Below are 17,428 nucleotides of genomic sequence, written 5' to 3' on the forward strand. Positions count from 1 at the left end.
CCGGCCACTGGCCTCAAGGAAGCTTCCATGGACACCAAACTGCTCGACATCCTGGCCTGCCCGATCACTAAAGGCCCGCTCAAGCTCAGCGCCGACAAGACCGAGCTGATCAGTAAAGGCGCAGGCCTGGCTTATCCAGTGCGTGACGGCATCCCGGTCATGCTGGAAAGCGAAGCGCGCACCCTGACTGACGACGAGCGTCTGGACAAATGAGCCTGAATTTCACCGTGGTGATCCCCGCTCGCCTGCGCTCGACGCGCTTGCCGGGCAAGCCATTGCTGCCGATCGCCGGCAAGCCGATGGTCCAGCACGTGTGGGAACAGGCGCGTAAGAGCGGTGCCAGCCGCGTGGTCATCGCCACTGACGATGCCAGCATCGTCGAGGCGTGCCAGGCGTTCGGCGCCGAAGTGCTGCTGACGCGCGCCGATCATGAATCCGGCACCGACCGTTTGGCCGAAGTTGCCGCGCACCTGGGTCTGCCCAGCGATGCCATCGTGGTCAATGTGCAAGGTGACGAGCCGCTGATTCCGCCAGTGATCATCGATCAGGTGGCGGCCAACCTGGCGGCGCACCCTGAGGCGGGCATCGCCACCCTGGCCGAGCCGATCCATGAGCCGCAGACGGTGTTCAACCCCAATGCGGTCAAAGTCGTCAGCGACAAGCATGGCCTTGCCTTGACGTTCAGCCGCGCGCCGCTGCCCTGGGCGCGTGACGCCTTCGCCAAGGATCGTGAGCAACTGCCGAATGCAGTGCCTTATCGTCGCCACATCGGCATGTACGCCTACCGCGTGGGCTTCCTGCAAGACTTCGTCAGCTGGGGCCCGTGCTGGCTCGAGCAAACCGAGGCGCTGGAGCAGCTGCGGGCGTTGTGGCATGGCGTGCGCATTCATGTCGAGGACGCCATCGAGGCGCCTGCCGTGGGTGTCGATACCCCTGAAGACCTGGAGCGCGTTCGGCGCTTGCTGGAGGTTTGATGCGCGTTCTGTTCGTCTGCCTGGGCAATATCTGCCGTTCGCCAACGGCCGAGGGTGTGTTGCGCCATCAATTGCAGGTTGCCGGCCTGGCTGACCAGGTCCATGTAGCGTCTGCCGGGACGGGCGACTGGCACGTGGGCAAGGCGCCCGACGCGCGTACCTGCCGTGCAGCGCTAAGCCGCGGCTACGACCTGTCGGCGCAGCGTGCCCAGCAGGTCAGTGCTGGCCATTTCGCCGAGTACGATCTGGTGCTGGCCATGGACAAGAGCAACCTTGCCCATTTGCAGGCGTTGCGCCCGCACGCGGCAAGCGCTGAGCTCGATCTGTTCCTGCGCCGCTATGGCGCGGCGCTGGACGAAGTGCCCGACCCGTATTACGGCGGCGCCGGCGGCTTCGAGCAGGTCCTGGACCTGATCGAGGCGGCCTGCCAGGAGCTGGTTGTGGAAATCAAGGGGCGGCTATGACGGCGCAGTGGCAGGAGCGGGTCTCGCTCAAGCCGTTCAACACCTTCGGCATCGACGTCAAGGCGCGCTATTTCACTCAAGCGCGCAATGACGATGACGTGCGTGCGGCGCTGGCCGATGCGGCGCAGCGGCATGTTGCAGTGCTGGTGATTGGTGGTGGCAGCAACCTGTTACTCACCCATGACATCGATGCCCTGGTACTGCATATGGCCAGCCGAGGTCGCCGGGTGCTGAGCGAGCAGGGCGGTCGGGTGGTGGTCGAGGCCGAGGCTGGCGAGCCCTGGCATGGCTTCGTCCAGTGGAGCCTGGAGCAAGGTCTGAGCGGCCTGGAAAATCTCAGTTTGATCCCTGGCACCGTAGGCGCTGCGCCGATGCAGAACGTGGGTGCCTATGGGGTGGAGATCAAGGATGTATTCGCAGGGCTGACGGCGCTGGATCGCCAGACCGGCGAGCTACGTGATTTTGGCCTTGAAGAGTGCGCATTCGGCTATCGCGACAGCCTGTTCAAGCGCGAGCCGGGGCGTTGGCTGATTCTGCGGGTGCGCTTTGCCCTCGATCGCACGCTGCGGGCGCACCTGGACTACGGGCCGGTGCGTCAGCGTCTGAGTGAGCAGGGCATCGAGCAGCCCACTGCCCAGGCGATCAGTGATGCGATTTGCAGTATTCGCCGCGAGAAGCTGCCGGATCCGCTCGAACTGGGCAATGCCGGCAGTTTCTTCAAGAACCCGGTGGTCAGTGCTGCCCTGACTGAACAGATCCGTGCGCGCTATCCGAGTGTGGTGGCATATCCCCAGGCCAATGGCCAGGTGAAGCTGGCTGCGGGCTGGTTGATCGAGCAGGCGGGTTGGAAGGGGCATCGTGAGGGTGATGCGGGCGTGCATCGTTTGCAGTCGCTGGTGCTGGTCAATTATGGCCAGGCGACCGGGGTGCAGCTGCATGAGCTGGCGCGCAAGATCCAGGCGGATATTCTCGAGCGGTTTGGGGTTGAGCTGGAGATGGAGCCAAATCTGTATTGAGGGCCTGCCTGTGATGGCCTGATCGCGGGGCAAGCCCGCTCCCACGTACCCCAGGTAATCGAATCTATTGCGTGGGAGCGGGCTTGCCCCGCGATAAGGCTTGTACAGGCCGCACATTACCAAAAGCCATGAAAAAGCCCCGCCAGTTCACACTGGCGGGGCTTTTTCATTCAGCCGTTGCAATCAACCGTGATGAGGCTTCTGCTCTTCGGTTGTTTCCAGGGCTTCAGGTTGCGCAGCTTCAGCAGCCTGTGCTGCGGCTGCGGCAGCAGCGGCGGCCTCGGCTTCACGCTTGCGACGACGCACTTCACGTGGGTCGTTTGGCGCGCGGCCGTTAGGCAGCATGACCGGTGCAGGTTCAGCGGCAACCGGTGCTGGCTCGACAACCTCAGGCTTGGCTTCGACAGCCGGAGCAGCAGGTTGCTCAGCTACTGGCGCCTCGACCGGTGCGACCGGTGCAGCTTCGGCAACTTCCGGCGCTTTCTCGGCTTCACCCGATTCAACCGCTGGAGTTTCGCTGGCTACTGCCTCGACAGCAACTTGTGGCTCAGCAGCTTCAGCGACAGGCGCTTCAACGACAGCTTGCGGCACCACTTCGACAACTGGCTCGGCGCTTGGCTCGACCACGGCTACCGGCTCGCTGAACGGCTGCTCGACCACAGGTGCGGCGGCAACGGTTTGTTCTACCTGGGCGTTAGGCTCAGATGGCAGGGCGATGACTTCGCCTGTCGCAGTCTCTGGGGCCTCGGCAGTGGCGATTTCAGCCTGTTGATTGGCCTGGGCCTCAGCTTCAGCGCTGATGTTGCTGGTGGCAACGGCAGCGGTGACGGCCAGGCCAGCTGCCAGTTCGGCACCCAGTTCGGTCGCTTGGTGCTGCTGTGGCTGCTGCTCATCAGTGGCTTCTTCATCGCCATCGATCAGCTCGCCATTGGCGTTACGCTGACGCTCGCGACGGTTGCTGCGACGACGCTGGCCACGGGAACGACGACGTGGACGCTCGCCATCGGCGCCTTCCAGTTGCTCGTCCTGCAGCAGCTCTTCGTTTGGCAGTTGCTCGTCGGCGATTTCCGCTGCCTGCTCGGCGGCCTGTTCGGCAGCGCGTGGCTGGCGTTCTTCACGAGGAGCGCGTTCTTCACGCGGTGCACGCTCTTCACGAGGAGCGCGTTCTTCGCGTGGCGCGCGCTCTTCGCGAGGAGCACGTTCTTCACGCGGTGCGCGCTCTTCACGAGGGGCGCGTTCTTCGCGTGGTGCGCGCTCTTCACGAGGAGCACGTTCTTCGCGTGGTGCGCGCTCTTCACGAGGAGCACGTTCTTCGCGTGGTGTGCGCTCTTCACGAGGGGCGCGTTCTTCGCGTGGTGCGCGCTCCTCACGAGGTGCACGCTCTTCACGAGGAGCACGTTCTTCGCGGGCAGCCGGTGCGGCGTCCAGAGGTTCGCGCAGTTCGCGAACTGGGCGTTCCTCACGGTTGCCGCGGCGGTCCTGGCGTGGAGCGCGTTCTTCGCGTGGTGCACGCTCTTCACGTGGAGCGCGTTCTTCACGCGGTTGACGCTCTTCGCGCGGCTTGCGGTCTTCATCGCGGCGGCCGTTGCGGTTGCGGCTCTGCTGGCGACCGTTGCGCCGCTCTTCGTTGCGCTGTGGGCGCTCGGTAGCAGGCTTCTCGGTGGTAGCAGCGGGTGCAGCGACAGGCTCGTCCTTGCCGGCGAACAGGCTGACCAGCGACTTGACCAGGCCTTTGAACAGGCTTGGCTCAGGCGCATTGGCAGCTGCTGCGGCAGGGGCAGCGGGCTGTTCTGGTGCTGCGGCAGGAACCGGAGCGTTGGTGCGCGCCGGGGCCGTCTTGACCGCTGCTTCCTGGCGAACCAGGGTGCGAGTGGCGGCGGTCGGTTGCGGCGCTTCCTCGGTTTCGGTGGCAGCGATTTCGTAGCTGGACTGGTTGGTCAGCACGTCCGGATTGTCGTCGCGCAGGCGCTGGACTTCGAAGTGCGGGGTTTCCAGGTGATCGTTCGGCAGGATGATGATCCGTGCGCGCGTACGCAGTTCGATCTTGGTGATCGAGTTGCGTTTCTCGTTGAGCAAGAACGCGGCCACCGGGATTGGCACTTGGGCACGCACTTCAGCAGTGCGGTCCTTCAGGGCTTCTTCTTCGATCAGACGCAGGATTGCCAGCGACAGCGACTCGACGTCACGGATGATACCGGTGCCCGAGCAGCGTGGGCAGACGATGCCGCTGCTCTCGCCCAGCGATGGGCGCAGGCGCTGACGGGACATTTCCAGCAGGCCGAAGCGCGAGATCCGGCCAACCTGGACACGGGCGCGGTCAGCTTCCAGGCACTCGCGCACGCGCTCTTCGACGGCGCGCTGGTTCTTGGCTGGGGTCATGTCGATGAAGTCGATGACGATCAGGCCGCCGATATCACGCAGACGCAGTTGGCGGGCGATTTCCTCGGCCGCTTCCAGGTTGGTCTGCAGGGCGGTTTCTTCGATGTCGCTGCCTTTGGTGGCACGCGCCGAGTTGATGTCGATTGACACCAGGGCTTCGGTCGGGTCGATCACGATCGAGCCGCCGGAAGGCAGGTCGACCACGCGCTGGAAGGCGGTCTCGTTCTGGCTTTCGATCTGGAAGCGGTTGAACAGCGGTACGCTGTCTTCGTACAGCTTGACCTTGCTGGCGTACTGCGGCATCACCTGGCGGATGAAGGTCAGGGCTTCTTCCTGGGCATCGATGCTGTCGATCAGCACTTCGCCGATGTCCTGGCGCAGGTAGTCGCGGATCGCGCGGATGATGACGTTGCTTTCCTGGTAGATCAGGAACGGCGCAGTGCGGTCCAGCGAGGCTTCTTTAATTGCGGTCCACAGTTGCAGCAGGTAGTCCAGGTCCCACTGCATCTCTTCGCTGCTGCGGCCAAGGCCGGCAGTGCGCACGATCAGGCCCATGTCGCCCGGCACGGTCAGGCCATTGAGGGCTTCGCGCAGTTCGTTGCGCTCTTCGCCTTCGATGCGACGGGAAATACCGCCTGCACGGGGGTTGTTAGGCATCAGTACCAGGTAGCGGCCAGCCAGGCTGATGAAGGTGGTCAGGGCGGCGCCTTTGTTGCCGCGCTCTTCCTTCTCGACCTGGACGATGACTTCCTGGCCTTCGCTGAGCACTTCCTTGATGTTGACGCGGCCCTCAGGGGCCTTTTTGAAGTACTCGCGGGAGATTTCCTTCAGCGGCAGGAAGCCGTGACGGTCGGAGCCGAAGTCGACGAAGGCGGCTTCGAGGCTGGGCTCGATCCGGGTGATCTTGCCTTTGTAGATGTTGGCCTTTTTCTGCTCACGGGCGCCGGATTCGATATCCAGGTCGTAGAGGCGTTGGCCATCCACCAGGGCTACACGCAACTCTTCGGGTTGAGTTGCGTTAATCAGCATTCTTTTCATGTTGTACCGTCGGTTTCCGGGCTGCCGGAAACGGCGTTCGGCACACACGACTTCTCATGGTCGGTGCCAAGGTGCGCAAAGGGTAGCGAGCCACCCCCGTGTCGGCGACATTCGGCACCAGCCGGTTGCCCAGCCTGCCGTGGTCGCGACGACGCGTCCTGTTGCTGCGGTGCCAAGTGCACTCAGTCAGGAGGAGGAATCAGCCAGTGAATCGTGGACGCCCGTAGGCATCTGGAGAACATCGAGGCTCGCTCGCCGGGCCATTACAGAGGGCCGGTGGCCGAACGCCGTGCTACACGATCCGGGAGGCTGTACATCTCCACCCTGCACGTATCCCTGAAAATTCGGGTGCTGCCGCGCGCTGAATCCGCAACGGGTTGCATTTTTCGCCAGCTTCGATTCAGAAGCTGACGCCATTCATGTCCAAGGCAGGTATTTCCGAAGCATTCGCCGGGTGTGACGCGGAAGCGACGGTGGCGGGGCAGAGGTCCAGCGAAAAGAAGCGGGAAAGCAGGTGAAACACCGCGCTTGTCGTTTTTTTTCGGTCTTCTCTACTCGGCGCTGGTGGCGATTCCAGGCATTTCGGTAAACTGGCGAAAACCCCGTAGGACGGCCTCGCGTCCTCGAGAATTGCGATGGTCAGGGCCCGGCGTAGAGCCAGGTGCCGCTGGCCTGCCGCTTTTGGCGGCGTTCGCGACTATAGCAGTAATGATTAAGTGCTTCAATTCCATAAAAAATTGTTATGATCGAGCAATGACGACCAATACCCCTCCGACTTCCGGCGTTCAGCTGATCGAAGTCGCGCCGGAGCTTGCCGGCCAACGTATCGACAATTTCCTTATCACGGCCCTCAAGGGCGTGCCCAAGACCCTGGTCTACCGCATCCTGCGCAAGGGTGAGGTGCGGGTCAACAAGGGGCGGGTCAAGCCTGAGTACAAGATCCAGGCCGGCGACATCGTGCGGGTACCGCCCGTCCGACTGCCTGAGCGCGACGAGCCGGTACCGGTTGCCCAGGCGCTGTTGCAGCGCCTGGAGGCAGCGATTGTCTATGAAGACAAGGCGCTGATCGTGCTCAACAAGCCAGCCGGTATCGCCGTGCATGGCGGCAGCGGCCTGAGCTTTGGGGTGATCGAGGCGCTGCGTCAGCTGCGCCCGGATGCCAAGGAGCTGGAGCTGGTCCATCGCCTGGATCGCGACACTTCCGGCCTGTTGATGATCGCCAAGAAGCGCAGCATGTTGCGCCACCTGCATGCCGCCCTGCGCGGCGATGGTGTCGACAAGCGCTACATGGCGCTGGTGCGCGGTCACTGGCCGACATCGAAGAAGCAGGTCAATGCGCCGCTGCAAAAGAGCAACTTGCGCTCGGGCGAGCGCATGGTCGAAATCAATGACGAAGGCAAGGACGCGCTGACCCTGTTCCGCGTGCTGCGCCGCTTCGGCGAGTTCGCCACCATGGTCGAGGCGCGGCCGATTACCGGTCGTACGCACCAGATCCGCGTGCACACCCTGCATGCCGGTCACATGATCGCCGGCGACAGCAAGTACGGTGACGAGGACTTCACTCGCGAGATCCGTGAGCTGGGGGGCAAGCGCCTGTTCTTGCATGCCTATGCCCTGACGGTGCCGCTGCCCGATGGCGGCGAGCTGAAGATCGAGGCGCCGGTCGATGAGATGTGGGCCAAGACCGTGGAGCGCTTGAGTGCGAGCTGATTGTCGATGAGTAAACGCTATGAGCTGTTGGTCTTCGATTGGGATGGCACGTTGGCCGACTCGATCGGGCGCATTGTCCTGGCCATGAACCTGGCGGCCGAGCGTGCAGGCGAGGCGCCAAGCGCCGAAGATGCGGTGAAGGGCATCATTGGTCTGGCGCTGAGCGAGGCGATCTCGGTGCTCTATCCCCATCTTGAGCCGGTCCAGGTCGAGGTCTTCCGCCAGCACTATGCCGACGTCTACATGGCACTCGATCAGCAGCCTTCGCCGTTGTTCGAAGGCGTGCTGGAGTCGCTGGATGCTTTTCGTGCCGAGGGTTATCGTCTGGCGGTGGCGACCGGCAAGGCGCGTCGCGGGTTGGATCGGGTGCTCAAGGCCAATGGCTGGGAGCAGTTCTTCGACATCACCCGGGCGGCCGACGAAACCCGCGGCAAGCCCCATCCGCTGATGCTCGAAGAGATTCTTGCGCATTGCCAGGTCGAACCCGGACAGGCGCTGATGGTCGGAGATTCGGCGTTCGATCTGCAGATGGCCAGCAATGCCGGGATGCATTCGGTGGCGGTGGGCTACGGCGCGATGTCGCTGCAGGCGCTGGCTGAATTTGGCCCGCAGGTCTGTATCGATCATTTTTCCCAGTTGCGCCAGTGGTTGAGTGGTTCGGCGCAACTTCAATTCCAAGGTAGGTGAGCATGGCTGACGAGTGGAAAGCGCCCAAGACCGAGGTGGTCGAGGATGAAGATCGCAAGAGCTGGAAGCTGCTGGAGAAGACCTTGCTGGCCGGAGTGCAAGAGCAGCGCCGAGCGCGGCGCTGGGGCATCTTCTTCAAGCTGCTGACGTTCCTCTATCTGTTCGGCATCCTGTTCCTGTTCTCGCCGCTGATGAGCATGGATAGCACTGCCTCGCGCAGCGACAGCCACACGGCGTTGGTCGAAGTGCGTGGCATCATTGCCGACCAGGAGGCCGCCAGTGCCGACAATATCGTCAAGAGCCTGCGTGAGGCGTTCAAGGACGCCAAGACCAAGGCTGTGGTGATGCGCATCAACAGCCCCGGCGGCAGTCCGGTGCAGTCCGGTTATGTGTATGACGAGATCCGTCGCCTGCGGGCCGAGTACCCGCAGATCAAGTTGTATGCGGTGATCGCCGATCTGGGGGCTTCGGGTGCGTATTACATCGCCAGTGCGGCGGACGAGATCTACGCCGACAAGGCGAGCCTGGTCGGTTCGATCGGGGTGACCGCAGCGGGCTACGGCTTTGTCGGTACCATGGACAAGCTGGGGGTGGAGCGTCGTACCTACACCGCCGGTGAGCACAAGGCGTTTCTTGATCCGTTCTCGCCAGCCAAGCCTGAAGAGACCGAGTTCTGGCAGGGTGTGCTCAACACGACCCACCAGCAGTTCATTGCCATGGTCAAGCAGGGTCGCGGCGAGCGCTTGAAGGACAAGGAGCATCCAGAGCTGTTCAGCGGCCTGATCTGGTCGGGTGAACAGGCCAAGGCGCTGGGGTTGGTGGATGGTCTGGGTAGTGCCAGCTATGTGGCGCGGGATATTGTCGGTGAGAAGAACCTGGTCGATTTCACTGTCCAGGAATCGCCGTTCGATCGTTTCTCCAAGCGCATTGGTGCCAGTGTGGCTGAGCATTTGGCCATGTGGATGGGGTTCCAGGGGCCGACCCTGCGTTAAGGTTGAACGACGAGTCTGGGGGCGAAGCGCCCCCAGAATTCTCAAGGAATCTGCACCCCTTCCTTAAGCAGCATATCCACCAGCCGAATCAGTGGCAGGCCGACCAGGCTGGTCGCATCGCAGCCATGGGTGCTCTGAAACAGGCTCACGCCCAACCCTTCCGCTTTAAAGCTGCCAGCACAGTCAAACGGCTGCTCAGCCCTCAGATAGCGCTCAACGCGTCCTCGGTCCAATTCACGCATTGCAACGGTAAACGGCACGCAGTCGACCTGGCACTGGCCTGTCTGGCTGTTGTACAGCGCCAGGCCAGTGAGGAAAGTAACGTGCTGCCCGCTCGCCGCAAGCAGCTGCTCGCACGCTCGATCGAAGGTGTTCGGCTTGCCAAGGATCTGTTCGCCCAGCACGGCAACCTGGTCAGAGCCAATGATCAGATGATCAGAGTGGCTGCCCGCAAGTGCCTCGGCTTTCTGTCGCGCCAGGCGTCGAACCAGCTCGACAGCCGGCTCGTCATCCAGGCGCTGCTCGTCTATATCGGGGCTTGCCCAGGTGAAGGGCAGCTGCAGGCGCTCGAGCAGTTCGCGCCGGTAAGGGGAGCTGGAAGCCAATAACAGGGGAAGCATGGTAGACTCCTGGGCAGATCATCCGATTCTAACATGGCAGATGCCGCCGAATTTCCTTTGACAGGGGCGGGGGGCATCCCTAGAATGCTGCGCCTATGTTGAATGACCCGATTCCACCTCACGTTGACCCGCGCAAATTAGCCGATCGTGGCGTAACCCTCCAAGGTTCGCTGCAACTCGCTGATTTGGAAAGACTCTGCGACCCGCTTTCCGACAATGTCGGTACGGTGCAGGCGAAGTTCGATTTTGAACGAAACGAACAGAACGCTGTGGTTATCCACAGTGAACTCGACGTCGAAGTCAAAATGGTTTGCCAGCGTTGTCTTGAGCTGGTCACCCTGCCGATTCACAGCGAGTGTTCCTACGCTGTGGTGAAGGAGGGTGCGAATACCCAGTCGTTGCCGAAAGGCTATGACGTGCTGGAACTGGGCGAAGATCCTTTGGATCTGCAGGCGCTGATCGAGGAAGAGCTTTTGCTCGCCTTGCCCATCGTGCCTGCTCATCATCCGGAAGAATGCCAGCAGCCGGCGGGCGCAGACGAGCCCGAATCGAGCAAGGACGAGGTAACGCGGTCCAACCCGTTCAGTGTCTTGGCGCAGTTAAAGCGTGACCCAAACGTTTAGGAGTTAATCAATTATGGCTGTTCAGCAGAACAAAAAATCCCGCTCTGCCCGTGACATGCGCCGTTCGCACGACGCCCTGTCGGAAAACGCGCTGTCGGTAGAGAAAAGCACCGGTGAAGTACACCTGCGCCACCACGTATCGCCAGAAGGCGTATACCGTGGTCGCAAAGTGATCGACAAGGGCGCTGACGAGTAAATCTTGTCCGCTCAGATCATCGCGATCGACGCAATGGGCGGGGACTTCGGTCCCCGCAGCATTGTCCAGGCAAGTATCGCTTGCCTCTCGGCTACTCCCTCGCTACACCTGACCCTCGTCGGTCAACCCTCCCTTCTTGAAGATCTTGTCAGTGGCCTCTCGGCTGCGGATCGCGCGCGCCTGCAAATCGTGGCCGCCAGCGAAGTGGTGGGCATGGACGAGCGGCCTTCTCAGGCATTGCGCGGTAAACCTGACTCGTCGATGCGCGTCGCCCTCGAACTGGTGCGTGACGGCAAGGCACAGGCCTGCGTGAGTGCCGGCAATACCGGTGCGCTGATGGCCTTGTCGCGTTTCGTGCTAAAGACCCTGCCGGGCATCGATCGGCCGGCGATGGTGGCGGCGATTCCGACCCAATCAGGCTTCTGTCAGTTGCTCGACCTGGGCGCTAACGTCGATTGCAGCGCCGACAACCTCTTCCAGTTCGCGGTAATGGGATCGGTCGCGGCCCAGGCGCTGGGGATTCATCGTCCGCGCGTGGCGCTGCTCAATATTGGCACCGAAGACATCAAGGGCAACCAGCAGGTCAAGCTGGCTGCCACACTGTTGCAGAATGCCCGCGGCCTTAACTACATAGGTTTCGTCGAAGGTGACGGCCTGTACCGGGGTGAGGCTGACGTGGTGGTGTGCGACGGTTTTGTCGGCAATATCCTGCTCAAGTCCAGCGAAGGCCTGGCGACCATGATCAGTGCGCGCATCGAGGCGCTGTTCAAGGGTGGCGTGTTCGCCCGAGCTGTCGGCGCCATGGCCTTGCCGCTGCTCAAGCGTCTGCAGGCCGATTTGGCCCCCGCGCGGCACAATGGCGCGAGCTTTCTCGGCTTGCAGGGTATCGTCATCAAAAGCCATGGCTCGGCGGGCGTAGAGGGCTTGCAGAGCGCAATCCAGCGCGCGCTGATCGAGATCCAGGAAAACCTGCCGCAGCGCTTGCATGGTCGCCTGGAGGACTTGCTGCCTTAGGCATAATCGCCATGAAGTGGTTAAATGTGACCGCTTGGTTTTCGTTTTCATCCAAGTTTTCAGATTGCGCGTCCAGCTTCGGGCTTGGCGCACCCTATCCGACGACAAGATCATAAGGGCTTGTTCAATGTCTGCATCCCTCGCATTCGTCTTTCCCGGCCAAGGTTCCCAGTCGCTGGGCATGCTTGCTGAACTCGGCGCCGAAAAGCCGGTGATCATCGAGACCTTCAAGGAGGCCTCCGAGGCTCTGGGTTACGACCTGTGGAAGCTGGTTCAGGAAGGCCCGGAAGAACAACTCAATCAAACCGACAAGACCCAGCCGGCGATCCTCACCGCCTCCATCGCCCTGTGGCGCTTGTGGCTGGAAGAGGGCGGCGCACAGCCTGCCTTCGTTGCAGGTCACAGCTTGGGCGAGTACAGCGCGCTGGTCGCCGCTGGCAGTCTGTCGCTGAAAGACGCCGTTCGCTTGGTCGAACGTCGCGGTCAGTTGATGCAGGAAGCCGTGCCGTCCGGTCACGGTGCCATGGCTGCGATCCTTGGCCTGGACGACGCCGTGGTAGTCGAGATCTGCGCCAAGGCGGCTGAAGATGAAGTGGTCAGCGCGGTGAACTTCAACTCGCCGGGCCAGGTTGTGATTGCCGGCAACAAGGCTGCGGTCGATCGTGCCATGGAACTGTGCAAAGAGGCCGGTGCCAAGCGCGCCCTGCCACTGGCGGTCAGCGTACCGTCGCACTGTGCCCTGATGAAGCCGGCCGCCGAGCGTTTCGCCGAGCACGTCAACGCCATCGACTGGAAAGCCCCGCAGATCCCGGTAGTACAGAACGTCACCGCTGGCATCGCCGCTGATCTCGATGCGCTCAAGCGCGACCTGCTCGAGCAGCTGTACAAGCCAGTGCGCTGGGTCGAGTGCGTGCAGACCCTGGCCGCCAACGGCGCGGTCAACCTGGTCGAGTGCGGCCCGGGCAAGGTCCTGGCTGGCCTGAACAAGCGGTGCGCTGACGGCGTGACCACCTACAACCTCAATACCCCTGACGCCGTCGCCGCCACCCGTGCGGCGCTGGCCTGAATTTGGAGAAGCTTGCATGAGCCTGCAAGGTAAAGTTGCACTGGTCACCGGCGCTAGCCGTGGCATCGGCCAGGCTATCGCCCTCGAACTGGGCCGCCAGGGCGCGACCGTGATCGGTACCGCGACCTCGGCCTCGGGCGCAGAGCGCATCGCCGCCACCCTCAAGGAGCACGGCATCACCGGTACCGGCATGGAACTGAACGTGACCAGCGAAGAGTCGGTCACCGCCGTTCTTGCGGCCATTCAGGAGCAATTCGGCGCTACCGCGATCCTGGTCAACAACGCCGGCATCACCCGCGACAACCTGATGCTGCGGATGAAAGACGACGAGTGGTTCGACGTGGTCGATACCAACCTCAACAGCCTGTACCGCTTGTCCAAGGGCGTGCTGCGTGGCATGACCAAGGCGCGCTGGGGTCGTATCATCAGCATCGGTTCGGTTGTGGGTGCCATGGGCAACGTCGGTCAGGTAAACTACGCCGCCGCCAAGGCAGGCCTGGAAGGCTTCAGCCGCGCCCTGGCGCGTGAAGTGGGTTCGCGCAATATCACCGTCAACTCGGTCACTCCAGGCTTCATCGATACCGACATGACCCGTGAATTGCCCGAAGCGCAGCGTGAAGCGCTGCAAACCCAGATTCCGCTGGGCCGCCTGGGTCAGGCTGATGAAATCGCCAAAGTGGTGGCCTTCCTGGCATCCGATGGCGCAGCCTACGTCACTGGCGCTACCGTGCCGGTGAACGGCGGGATGTACATGTAACACCGCAACTCAATGTGACGGATTGGTTCAAAAAAGAGTCATACTCCGAGCCTAAAATCCGTTATAAAGCTGCAACCAGATTCCGGACAGAGGGTTGGGTGACTATTCAATAGGGTATGGCAGGGCGCGTTCCGCTTGAAAAGCAAACGTCTTGCTATAAACTTGGTCACCGGCCAGCTGCCTGACATATGTCCATTAGGAGTGAAAACTAGGTATGAGCACCATCGAAGAACGCGTCAAGAAAATCGTCGCCGAGCAACTGGGCGTCAAGGAAGAGGAAGTGACCAACGAGAAGTCCTTCGTCGATGACCTGGGTGCCGATTCGCTTGACACCGTTGAGCTGGTGATGGCTCTGGAAGAGGAATTCGAGACCGAAATCCCTGACGAAGAAGCCGAGAAGATCACTACCGTTCAAGCTGCCATCGACTACGTCAACAGCCACAAGGCCTAAGACGTTTGTAGTCGACGCTTCTTGTCGGGAAAAACCGCACTGCCTTTGCCGGCGTGCGGTTTTTTCTTTGCGAGAACCGTGAATCAAGAGTTTGTTGCCATTGCATTCCGAGTCCTGGATGCAATGGCAAGAGACTCTGTTATTAGAAAATGAGGAGAGTACTGTGTCGCGTAGACGCGTCGTGGTCACCGGTATGGGTATGCTGTCGCCACTGGGTACCGATGTACCGAGCACCTGGCAGGGCATTCTGGCTGGCCGCAGTGGCATTGGTCCGATCGAACACACGGACCTGACCGCTTACTCAACCCGTTTTGGCGGCTCGGTCAAGGGCTTCGAAGTCGAGCAGTACCTGTCGGCCAAGGAAGCACGCAAGCTTGACCTGTTCATTCAGTATGGGCTGGCAGCAGGCTTTCAGGCAGTGCGCAACGCCGGGCTGGACATCACCGATGCCAACCGCGAGCGCATTGGCGTGGCCATGGGGTCGGGCATTGGCGGTCTGACCAATATCGAAGAAACCAGCCGGACCCTGCACGAGCAGGGCCCGCGGCGCATTTCGCCGTTCTTCGTGCCAGGTTCGATCATCAATATGATTTCCGGCTTCCTGTCGATCCATCTGGGTCTGCAAGGGCCGAACTACGCCATTGCCACGGCATGTACCACCGGCACCCATTGCATCGGCATGGCCGCGCGCAACATTGCCTACGGCGAAGCTGACGTGATGATCGCCGGCGGTGCCGAGATGGCCGCGTGTGGCCTGGGCATGGGTGGTTTTGGCGCCTCGCGTGCGCTGTCGACGCGCAATGACGAGCCGACCCGTGCCAGCCGTCCGTGGGACAAGGGTCGGGATGGCTTCGTACTCTCCGACGGTGCCGGTGCACTGGTGCTCGAAGAGCTCGAGCACGCCAAGGCGCGTGGTGCGACCATTTATGCCGAGCTGGTTGGTTTCGGCATGAGCGGTGACGCCTACCACATGACCTCGCCACCTGATTCGGGTGAAGGCGCTGCCCGCTGCATGGCCAACGCCTTGCGCGACGCCGGCATCCAGCCTGAGCAGGTCAGCTACATCAACGCCCACGGCACCTCGACCCCTGCCGGCGACATCGCTGAAGTGGCCGCGATCAAGCGCGTGTTCGGTGAGCACGCCTACAAGCTGGCAGTCAGCTCGACCAAGTCGATGACCGGCCACTTGCTGGGTGCGGCGGGTGCGGTGGAGGCGATCTTCAGCGTCCTGGCAATCAACAGCCAGATGGCGCCGCCGACCATCAACCTGGAGGAGCCGGACGAAGGTTGCGACCTGGACTTCGTGCCGCATCAAGCGCGTAGCATGCCGATCGATGTGGTGCTGTCCAACTCGTTCGGCTTTGGTGGAACCAACGGTTCGCTGGTATTCCGCCGGTTCGCCGACTGATGCACAGCTGGATCGACGGTCAGCCTGCGACTGCGGTGAATCTGCACAATCGTGGGCTGGCCTACGGCGATGGTCTGTTCGAGACCATTGCCGTGCACTCCGGCAGGCCGAGCCTGCTGGAGCTGCATCTCGAACGCCTGGCGTTGGGTTGCCAGCGCCTGGCGATCGAAGCCGATCTACCCTTGATTCGCGATGAACTGACGCGTTACGCCAGCCAGCTTGGCGATGGCGTGGCCAAGTTTATCCTCACCCGCGGCGACAGCCTGCGCGGCTATGCGCCCGTCGCAGGATCACCGGCGCGACGCATTGTGCAAGGCAGCCCGCTGCCAGCTTATCCCGCCGCCAATGCCGACCAAGGCGTGCGCCTGTTCGCCTGCCAGACGCGTCTGGCGGAACAACCGCTGTTGGCCGGGCTCAAACATCTCAATCGCCTTGAGCAGGTGCTGGCCCGTGCCGAATGGCAGGACGCCGAGCATGCCGAAGGGCTGATGCGTGATACCCAAGGGCGGTTGATCGAAGGCGTCTACAGCAATCTGTTTCTGGTTCGCGATGGCGTCTTGCTGACTGCCGACCTGAGTCGTTGCGGCGTGGCTGGAGTGATGCGCGCAGCGTTGCTGCAGCAGGCGGCAGTGCTGGGTATCCCGTTTGAGGTGCGAGACCTTGAGCTGGCGGACCTGGAGCAGGCCGACGAAGTCTTCGTTTGCAACAGCGTGTATGGAATTTGGCCCGTGCGTGCGTGCCCTGCACACACGCTTGACTGGCCGCCGGGGCCGCTCACCCGTAAACTGCAGGCCGTTGCCCGTACGCTACTGGATACCTGATTCGTGAGACGCAAATTCCTGCTGCTGCTGGAAATGGGCCTTATCCTTGCTGGCCTGGCATTAGGCTGGTCGGCCTGGAAGGTCCATTCGGTCCTGGAGCAGCCGCTGCACGTTGAGCAAGAACGCATGCTCGACGTGCCCAACGGCACCACGCCCAACCGTATGTTCTATCGCATGCAAAGCGAAGGGCTGCTGGACGACGCGGTCTGGCTGCGCCTGTATTGGCGCTTCAATATGGCCGGCACGCCGCTGCATACCGGTGAATACCGCCTGACCCCTGGCATGACCGTGGAACAGCTGTTCGACGCTTGGCGTCGGGGTGATGTGGTGCAGTACAACCTCACCCTGGTCGAGGGCTGGACCTTCCGCCAGGTCCGCGCCGCCGTGGCCAAGCACGAAAAGCTCAAGCACACCCTCGAAGGGTTGTCCGACGATGAAGTGATGGACAAGCTTGGCCATACCGGCGTGTTCCCCGAGGGGCGCTTTTTCCCTGACACCTATCGCTTCGTGCGCGGCATGAGCGATGTCGAATTGCTCCAGCAGGCCTACATGCGCCTGGAAGAGGTGCTGGCCAAAGAGTGGGCTGAGCGGGTCAGCGACCTGCCGTACCGCGACCCTTACCAGGCGCTGATCATGGCCTCGCTGGTGGAAAAGGAAACCGGCATACCGCAGGAGCGTGGGCAGATCGCCGGGGTATTCGTACGCCGTCTGCGCCTGGGCATGATGCTGCAGACCGACCCGACTGTGATCTACGGCATGGGCGAGCGCTACAACGGCCGGATCACCCGTGCCGACCTGCGTGAGCCGACGCCCTACAACACCTACACCATCAGCGGTCTGCCGCCGACGCCGATCGCCATGGTCGGGCGTGAGGCGATCCATGCCGCGTTGAATCCGTCCAACGGCACCAGCCTGTACTTCGTCGCCCGTGGCGACGGCAGCCATGTGTTCTCCGACGACCTCGACGATCACAACACCGCAGTGCGCGAGTACCAACTCAAGCGCCGCGCCGACTACCGCTCCAGCCCCGCGCCACAGGCCCAGCCGGGGGCAGAAGGGGGCGTGGTGCCAAGCCAGGCACCTGCTGAGAACGGTGAAGCGCCGGCCGACGCCAACCAAGCGCCAGGCGATAACCCGGCGCCCGAGGCCGACGCCCCTGCTACCGACCCTGTGCCAGCCGATGCGCCGGTACCTGACGAACAACATTAAGGA

Annotated in this window: 18 protein-coding genes; 16 read left to right on the top strand and 2 right to left on the bottom strand. The window is 62.2% G+C overall.

The genetic code is table 11. The annotated features are described in order from the left end of the window. Positions 1-27: 27 nt before the first annotated feature. The 4 genes from ACI2JX_RS01325 to murB are packed head-to-tail and all read left to right on the top strand — an operon-like array spanning position 28 to position 2,454. On the top strand, positions 28-213 hold the full coding sequence (locus tag ACI2JX_RS01325; protein WP_028633616.1) for a Trm112 family protein: 186 nt from the start codon (positions 28-30) through the stop codon (positions 211-213). Further along, a complete protein-coding gene (kdsB, locus tag ACI2JX_RS01330) occupies positions 210-974 on the top strand; it encodes a 3-deoxy-manno-octulosonate cytidylyltransferase (protein WP_264236943.1) in 765 nt (254 codons plus the stop codon). The genes ACI2JX_RS01325 and kdsB overlap by 4 nt, the downstream gene beginning before the upstream one ends. After that, entirely contained in the window at positions 974-1,438 is a 465-nt protein-coding gene (locus ACI2JX_RS01335; RefSeq protein WP_404689184.1) for a low molecular weight protein-tyrosine-phosphatase, read from the top strand. The genes kdsB and ACI2JX_RS01335 overlap by 1 nt, the downstream gene beginning before the upstream one ends. Continuing rightward, positions 1,435-2,454, top strand: a complete 1,020-nt coding sequence (gene murB / locus ACI2JX_RS01340) for a UDP-N-acetylmuramate dehydrogenase (RefSeq protein WP_404689185.1) — start codon at positions 1,435-1,437, stop codon at positions 2,452-2,454. Before ACI2JX_RS01335 ends, murB begins: the two co-directional genes overlap by 4 nt. Positions 2,455-2,637: 183 nt before the next feature. On the opposite strand, the gene rne is transcribed toward murB, so the two are convergent. Then, entirely contained in the window at positions 2,638-5,871 is a 3,234-nt protein-coding gene (gene rne, locus ACI2JX_RS01345) for a ribonuclease E (RefSeq protein WP_404689186.1), read from the bottom strand. Positions 5,872-6,624: 753 nt separating this feature from the next. On the opposite strand from rne, the gene rluC reads away from it, so the two are divergent. The 3 genes from rluC to sppA are packed head-to-tail and all read left to right on the top strand — an operon-like array spanning position 6,625 to position 9,260. Next, on the top strand, positions 6,625-7,581 hold the full coding sequence (rluC, locus tag ACI2JX_RS01350; protein WP_186556922.1) for a 23S rRNA pseudouridine(955/2504/2580) synthase RluC: 957 nt from the start codon (positions 6,625-6,627) through the stop codon (positions 7,579-7,581). Positions 7,582-7,587: 6 nt separating this feature from the next. Continuing rightward, a complete protein-coding gene (locus ACI2JX_RS01355) occupies positions 7,588-8,268 on the top strand; it encodes an HAD family hydrolase (RefSeq protein WP_264236948.1) in 681 nt (226 codons plus the stop codon). A gap of 2 nt (positions 8,269-8,270) precedes the next feature. After that, positions 8,271-9,260, top strand: a complete 990-nt coding sequence (sppA, locus tag ACI2JX_RS01360; RefSeq protein ID WP_264236949.1) for a signal peptide peptidase SppA — start codon at positions 8,271-8,273, stop codon at positions 9,258-9,260. 41 nt (positions 9,261-9,301) lie between these two features. Here the strand turns inward: sppA and ACI2JX_RS01365 are convergent, their stop codons facing one another. Then, positions 9,302-9,880, bottom strand: coding sequence for a Maf family protein (locus tag ACI2JX_RS01365; protein ID WP_404689187.1), 579 nt, complete (start codon positions 9,878-9,880; stop codon positions 9,302-9,304). Positions 9,881-9,975: 95 nt separating this feature from the next. Here ACI2JX_RS01365 and ACI2JX_RS01370 point away from each other — a divergent pair, with 95 nt between their 5' ends. From ACI2JX_RS01370 to mltG, 9 genes are all read left to right on the top strand, one after another. Then, positions 9,976-10,503 carry a YceD family protein gene (locus ACI2JX_RS01370; protein ID WP_404689188.1) on the top strand — a complete coding sequence of 176 codons (528 nt, stop codon included), beginning with the start codon at positions 9,976-9,978 and terminating at the stop codon, positions 10,501-10,503. A gap of 13 nt (positions 10,504-10,516) precedes the next feature. Further along, entirely contained in the window at positions 10,517-10,699 is a 183-nt protein-coding gene (gene rpmF / locus ACI2JX_RS01375; RefSeq protein ID WP_008096416.1) for a 50S ribosomal protein L32, read from the top strand. Positions 10,700-10,702: 3 nt separating this feature from the next. Then, complete coding sequence (plsX, locus tag ACI2JX_RS01380; RefSeq protein WP_368972587.1) at positions 10,703-11,713, top strand: phosphate acyltransferase PlsX; 1,011 nt, start codon at positions 10,703-10,705, stop codon at positions 11,711-11,713. Between the two features lie 127 nt (positions 11,714-11,840). Beyond that, the gene (gene fabD / locus ACI2JX_RS01385) at positions 11,841-12,779 is read left to right on the top strand and encodes an ACP S-malonyltransferase (protein ID WP_392465491.1); all 939 of its coding nucleotides are present in this window, start codon (positions 11,841-11,843) and stop codon (positions 12,777-12,779) included. Positions 12,780-12,795: 16 nt separating this feature from the next. Continuing rightward, positions 12,796-13,536, top strand: coding sequence for a 3-oxoacyl-ACP reductase FabG (fabG, locus tag ACI2JX_RS01390; RefSeq protein WP_186556909.1), 741 nt, complete (start codon positions 12,796-12,798; stop codon positions 13,534-13,536). 214 nt (positions 13,537-13,750) lie between these two features. Continuing rightward, entirely contained in the window at positions 13,751-13,987 is a 237-nt protein-coding gene (gene acpP / locus ACI2JX_RS01395) for an acyl carrier protein (protein ID WP_008096410.1), read from the top strand. Positions 13,988-14,150: 163 nt separating this feature from the next. Beyond that, entirely contained in the window at positions 14,151-15,395 is a 1,245-nt protein-coding gene (gene fabF, locus ACI2JX_RS01400; RefSeq protein ID WP_264236954.1) for a beta-ketoacyl-ACP synthase II, read from the top strand. After that, the gene (pabC, locus tag ACI2JX_RS01405; RefSeq protein WP_368972585.1) at positions 15,395-16,216 is read left to right on the top strand and encodes an aminodeoxychorismate lyase; all 822 of its coding nucleotides are present in this window, start codon (positions 15,395-15,397) and stop codon (positions 16,214-16,216) included. Before fabF ends, pabC begins: the two co-directional genes overlap by 1 nt. Before the next feature lie 3 nt (positions 16,217-16,219). After that, positions 16,220-17,425: an endolytic transglycosylase MltG gene (gene mltG, locus ACI2JX_RS01410; RefSeq protein WP_404689189.1), complete on the top strand. Its 1,206-nt coding sequence runs from the start codon at positions 16,220-16,222 to the stop codon at positions 17,423-17,425. Positions 17,426-17,428: the final 3 nt, after the last annotated feature.

Source organism: Pseudomonas sp. NPDC088890 (assembly GCF_044900155.1).
In the GTDB taxonomy this organism is placed as follows: Bacteria; Pseudomonadota; Gammaproteobacteria; order Pseudomonadales; family Pseudomonadaceae; genus Aquipseudomonas; species Aquipseudomonas urmiensis.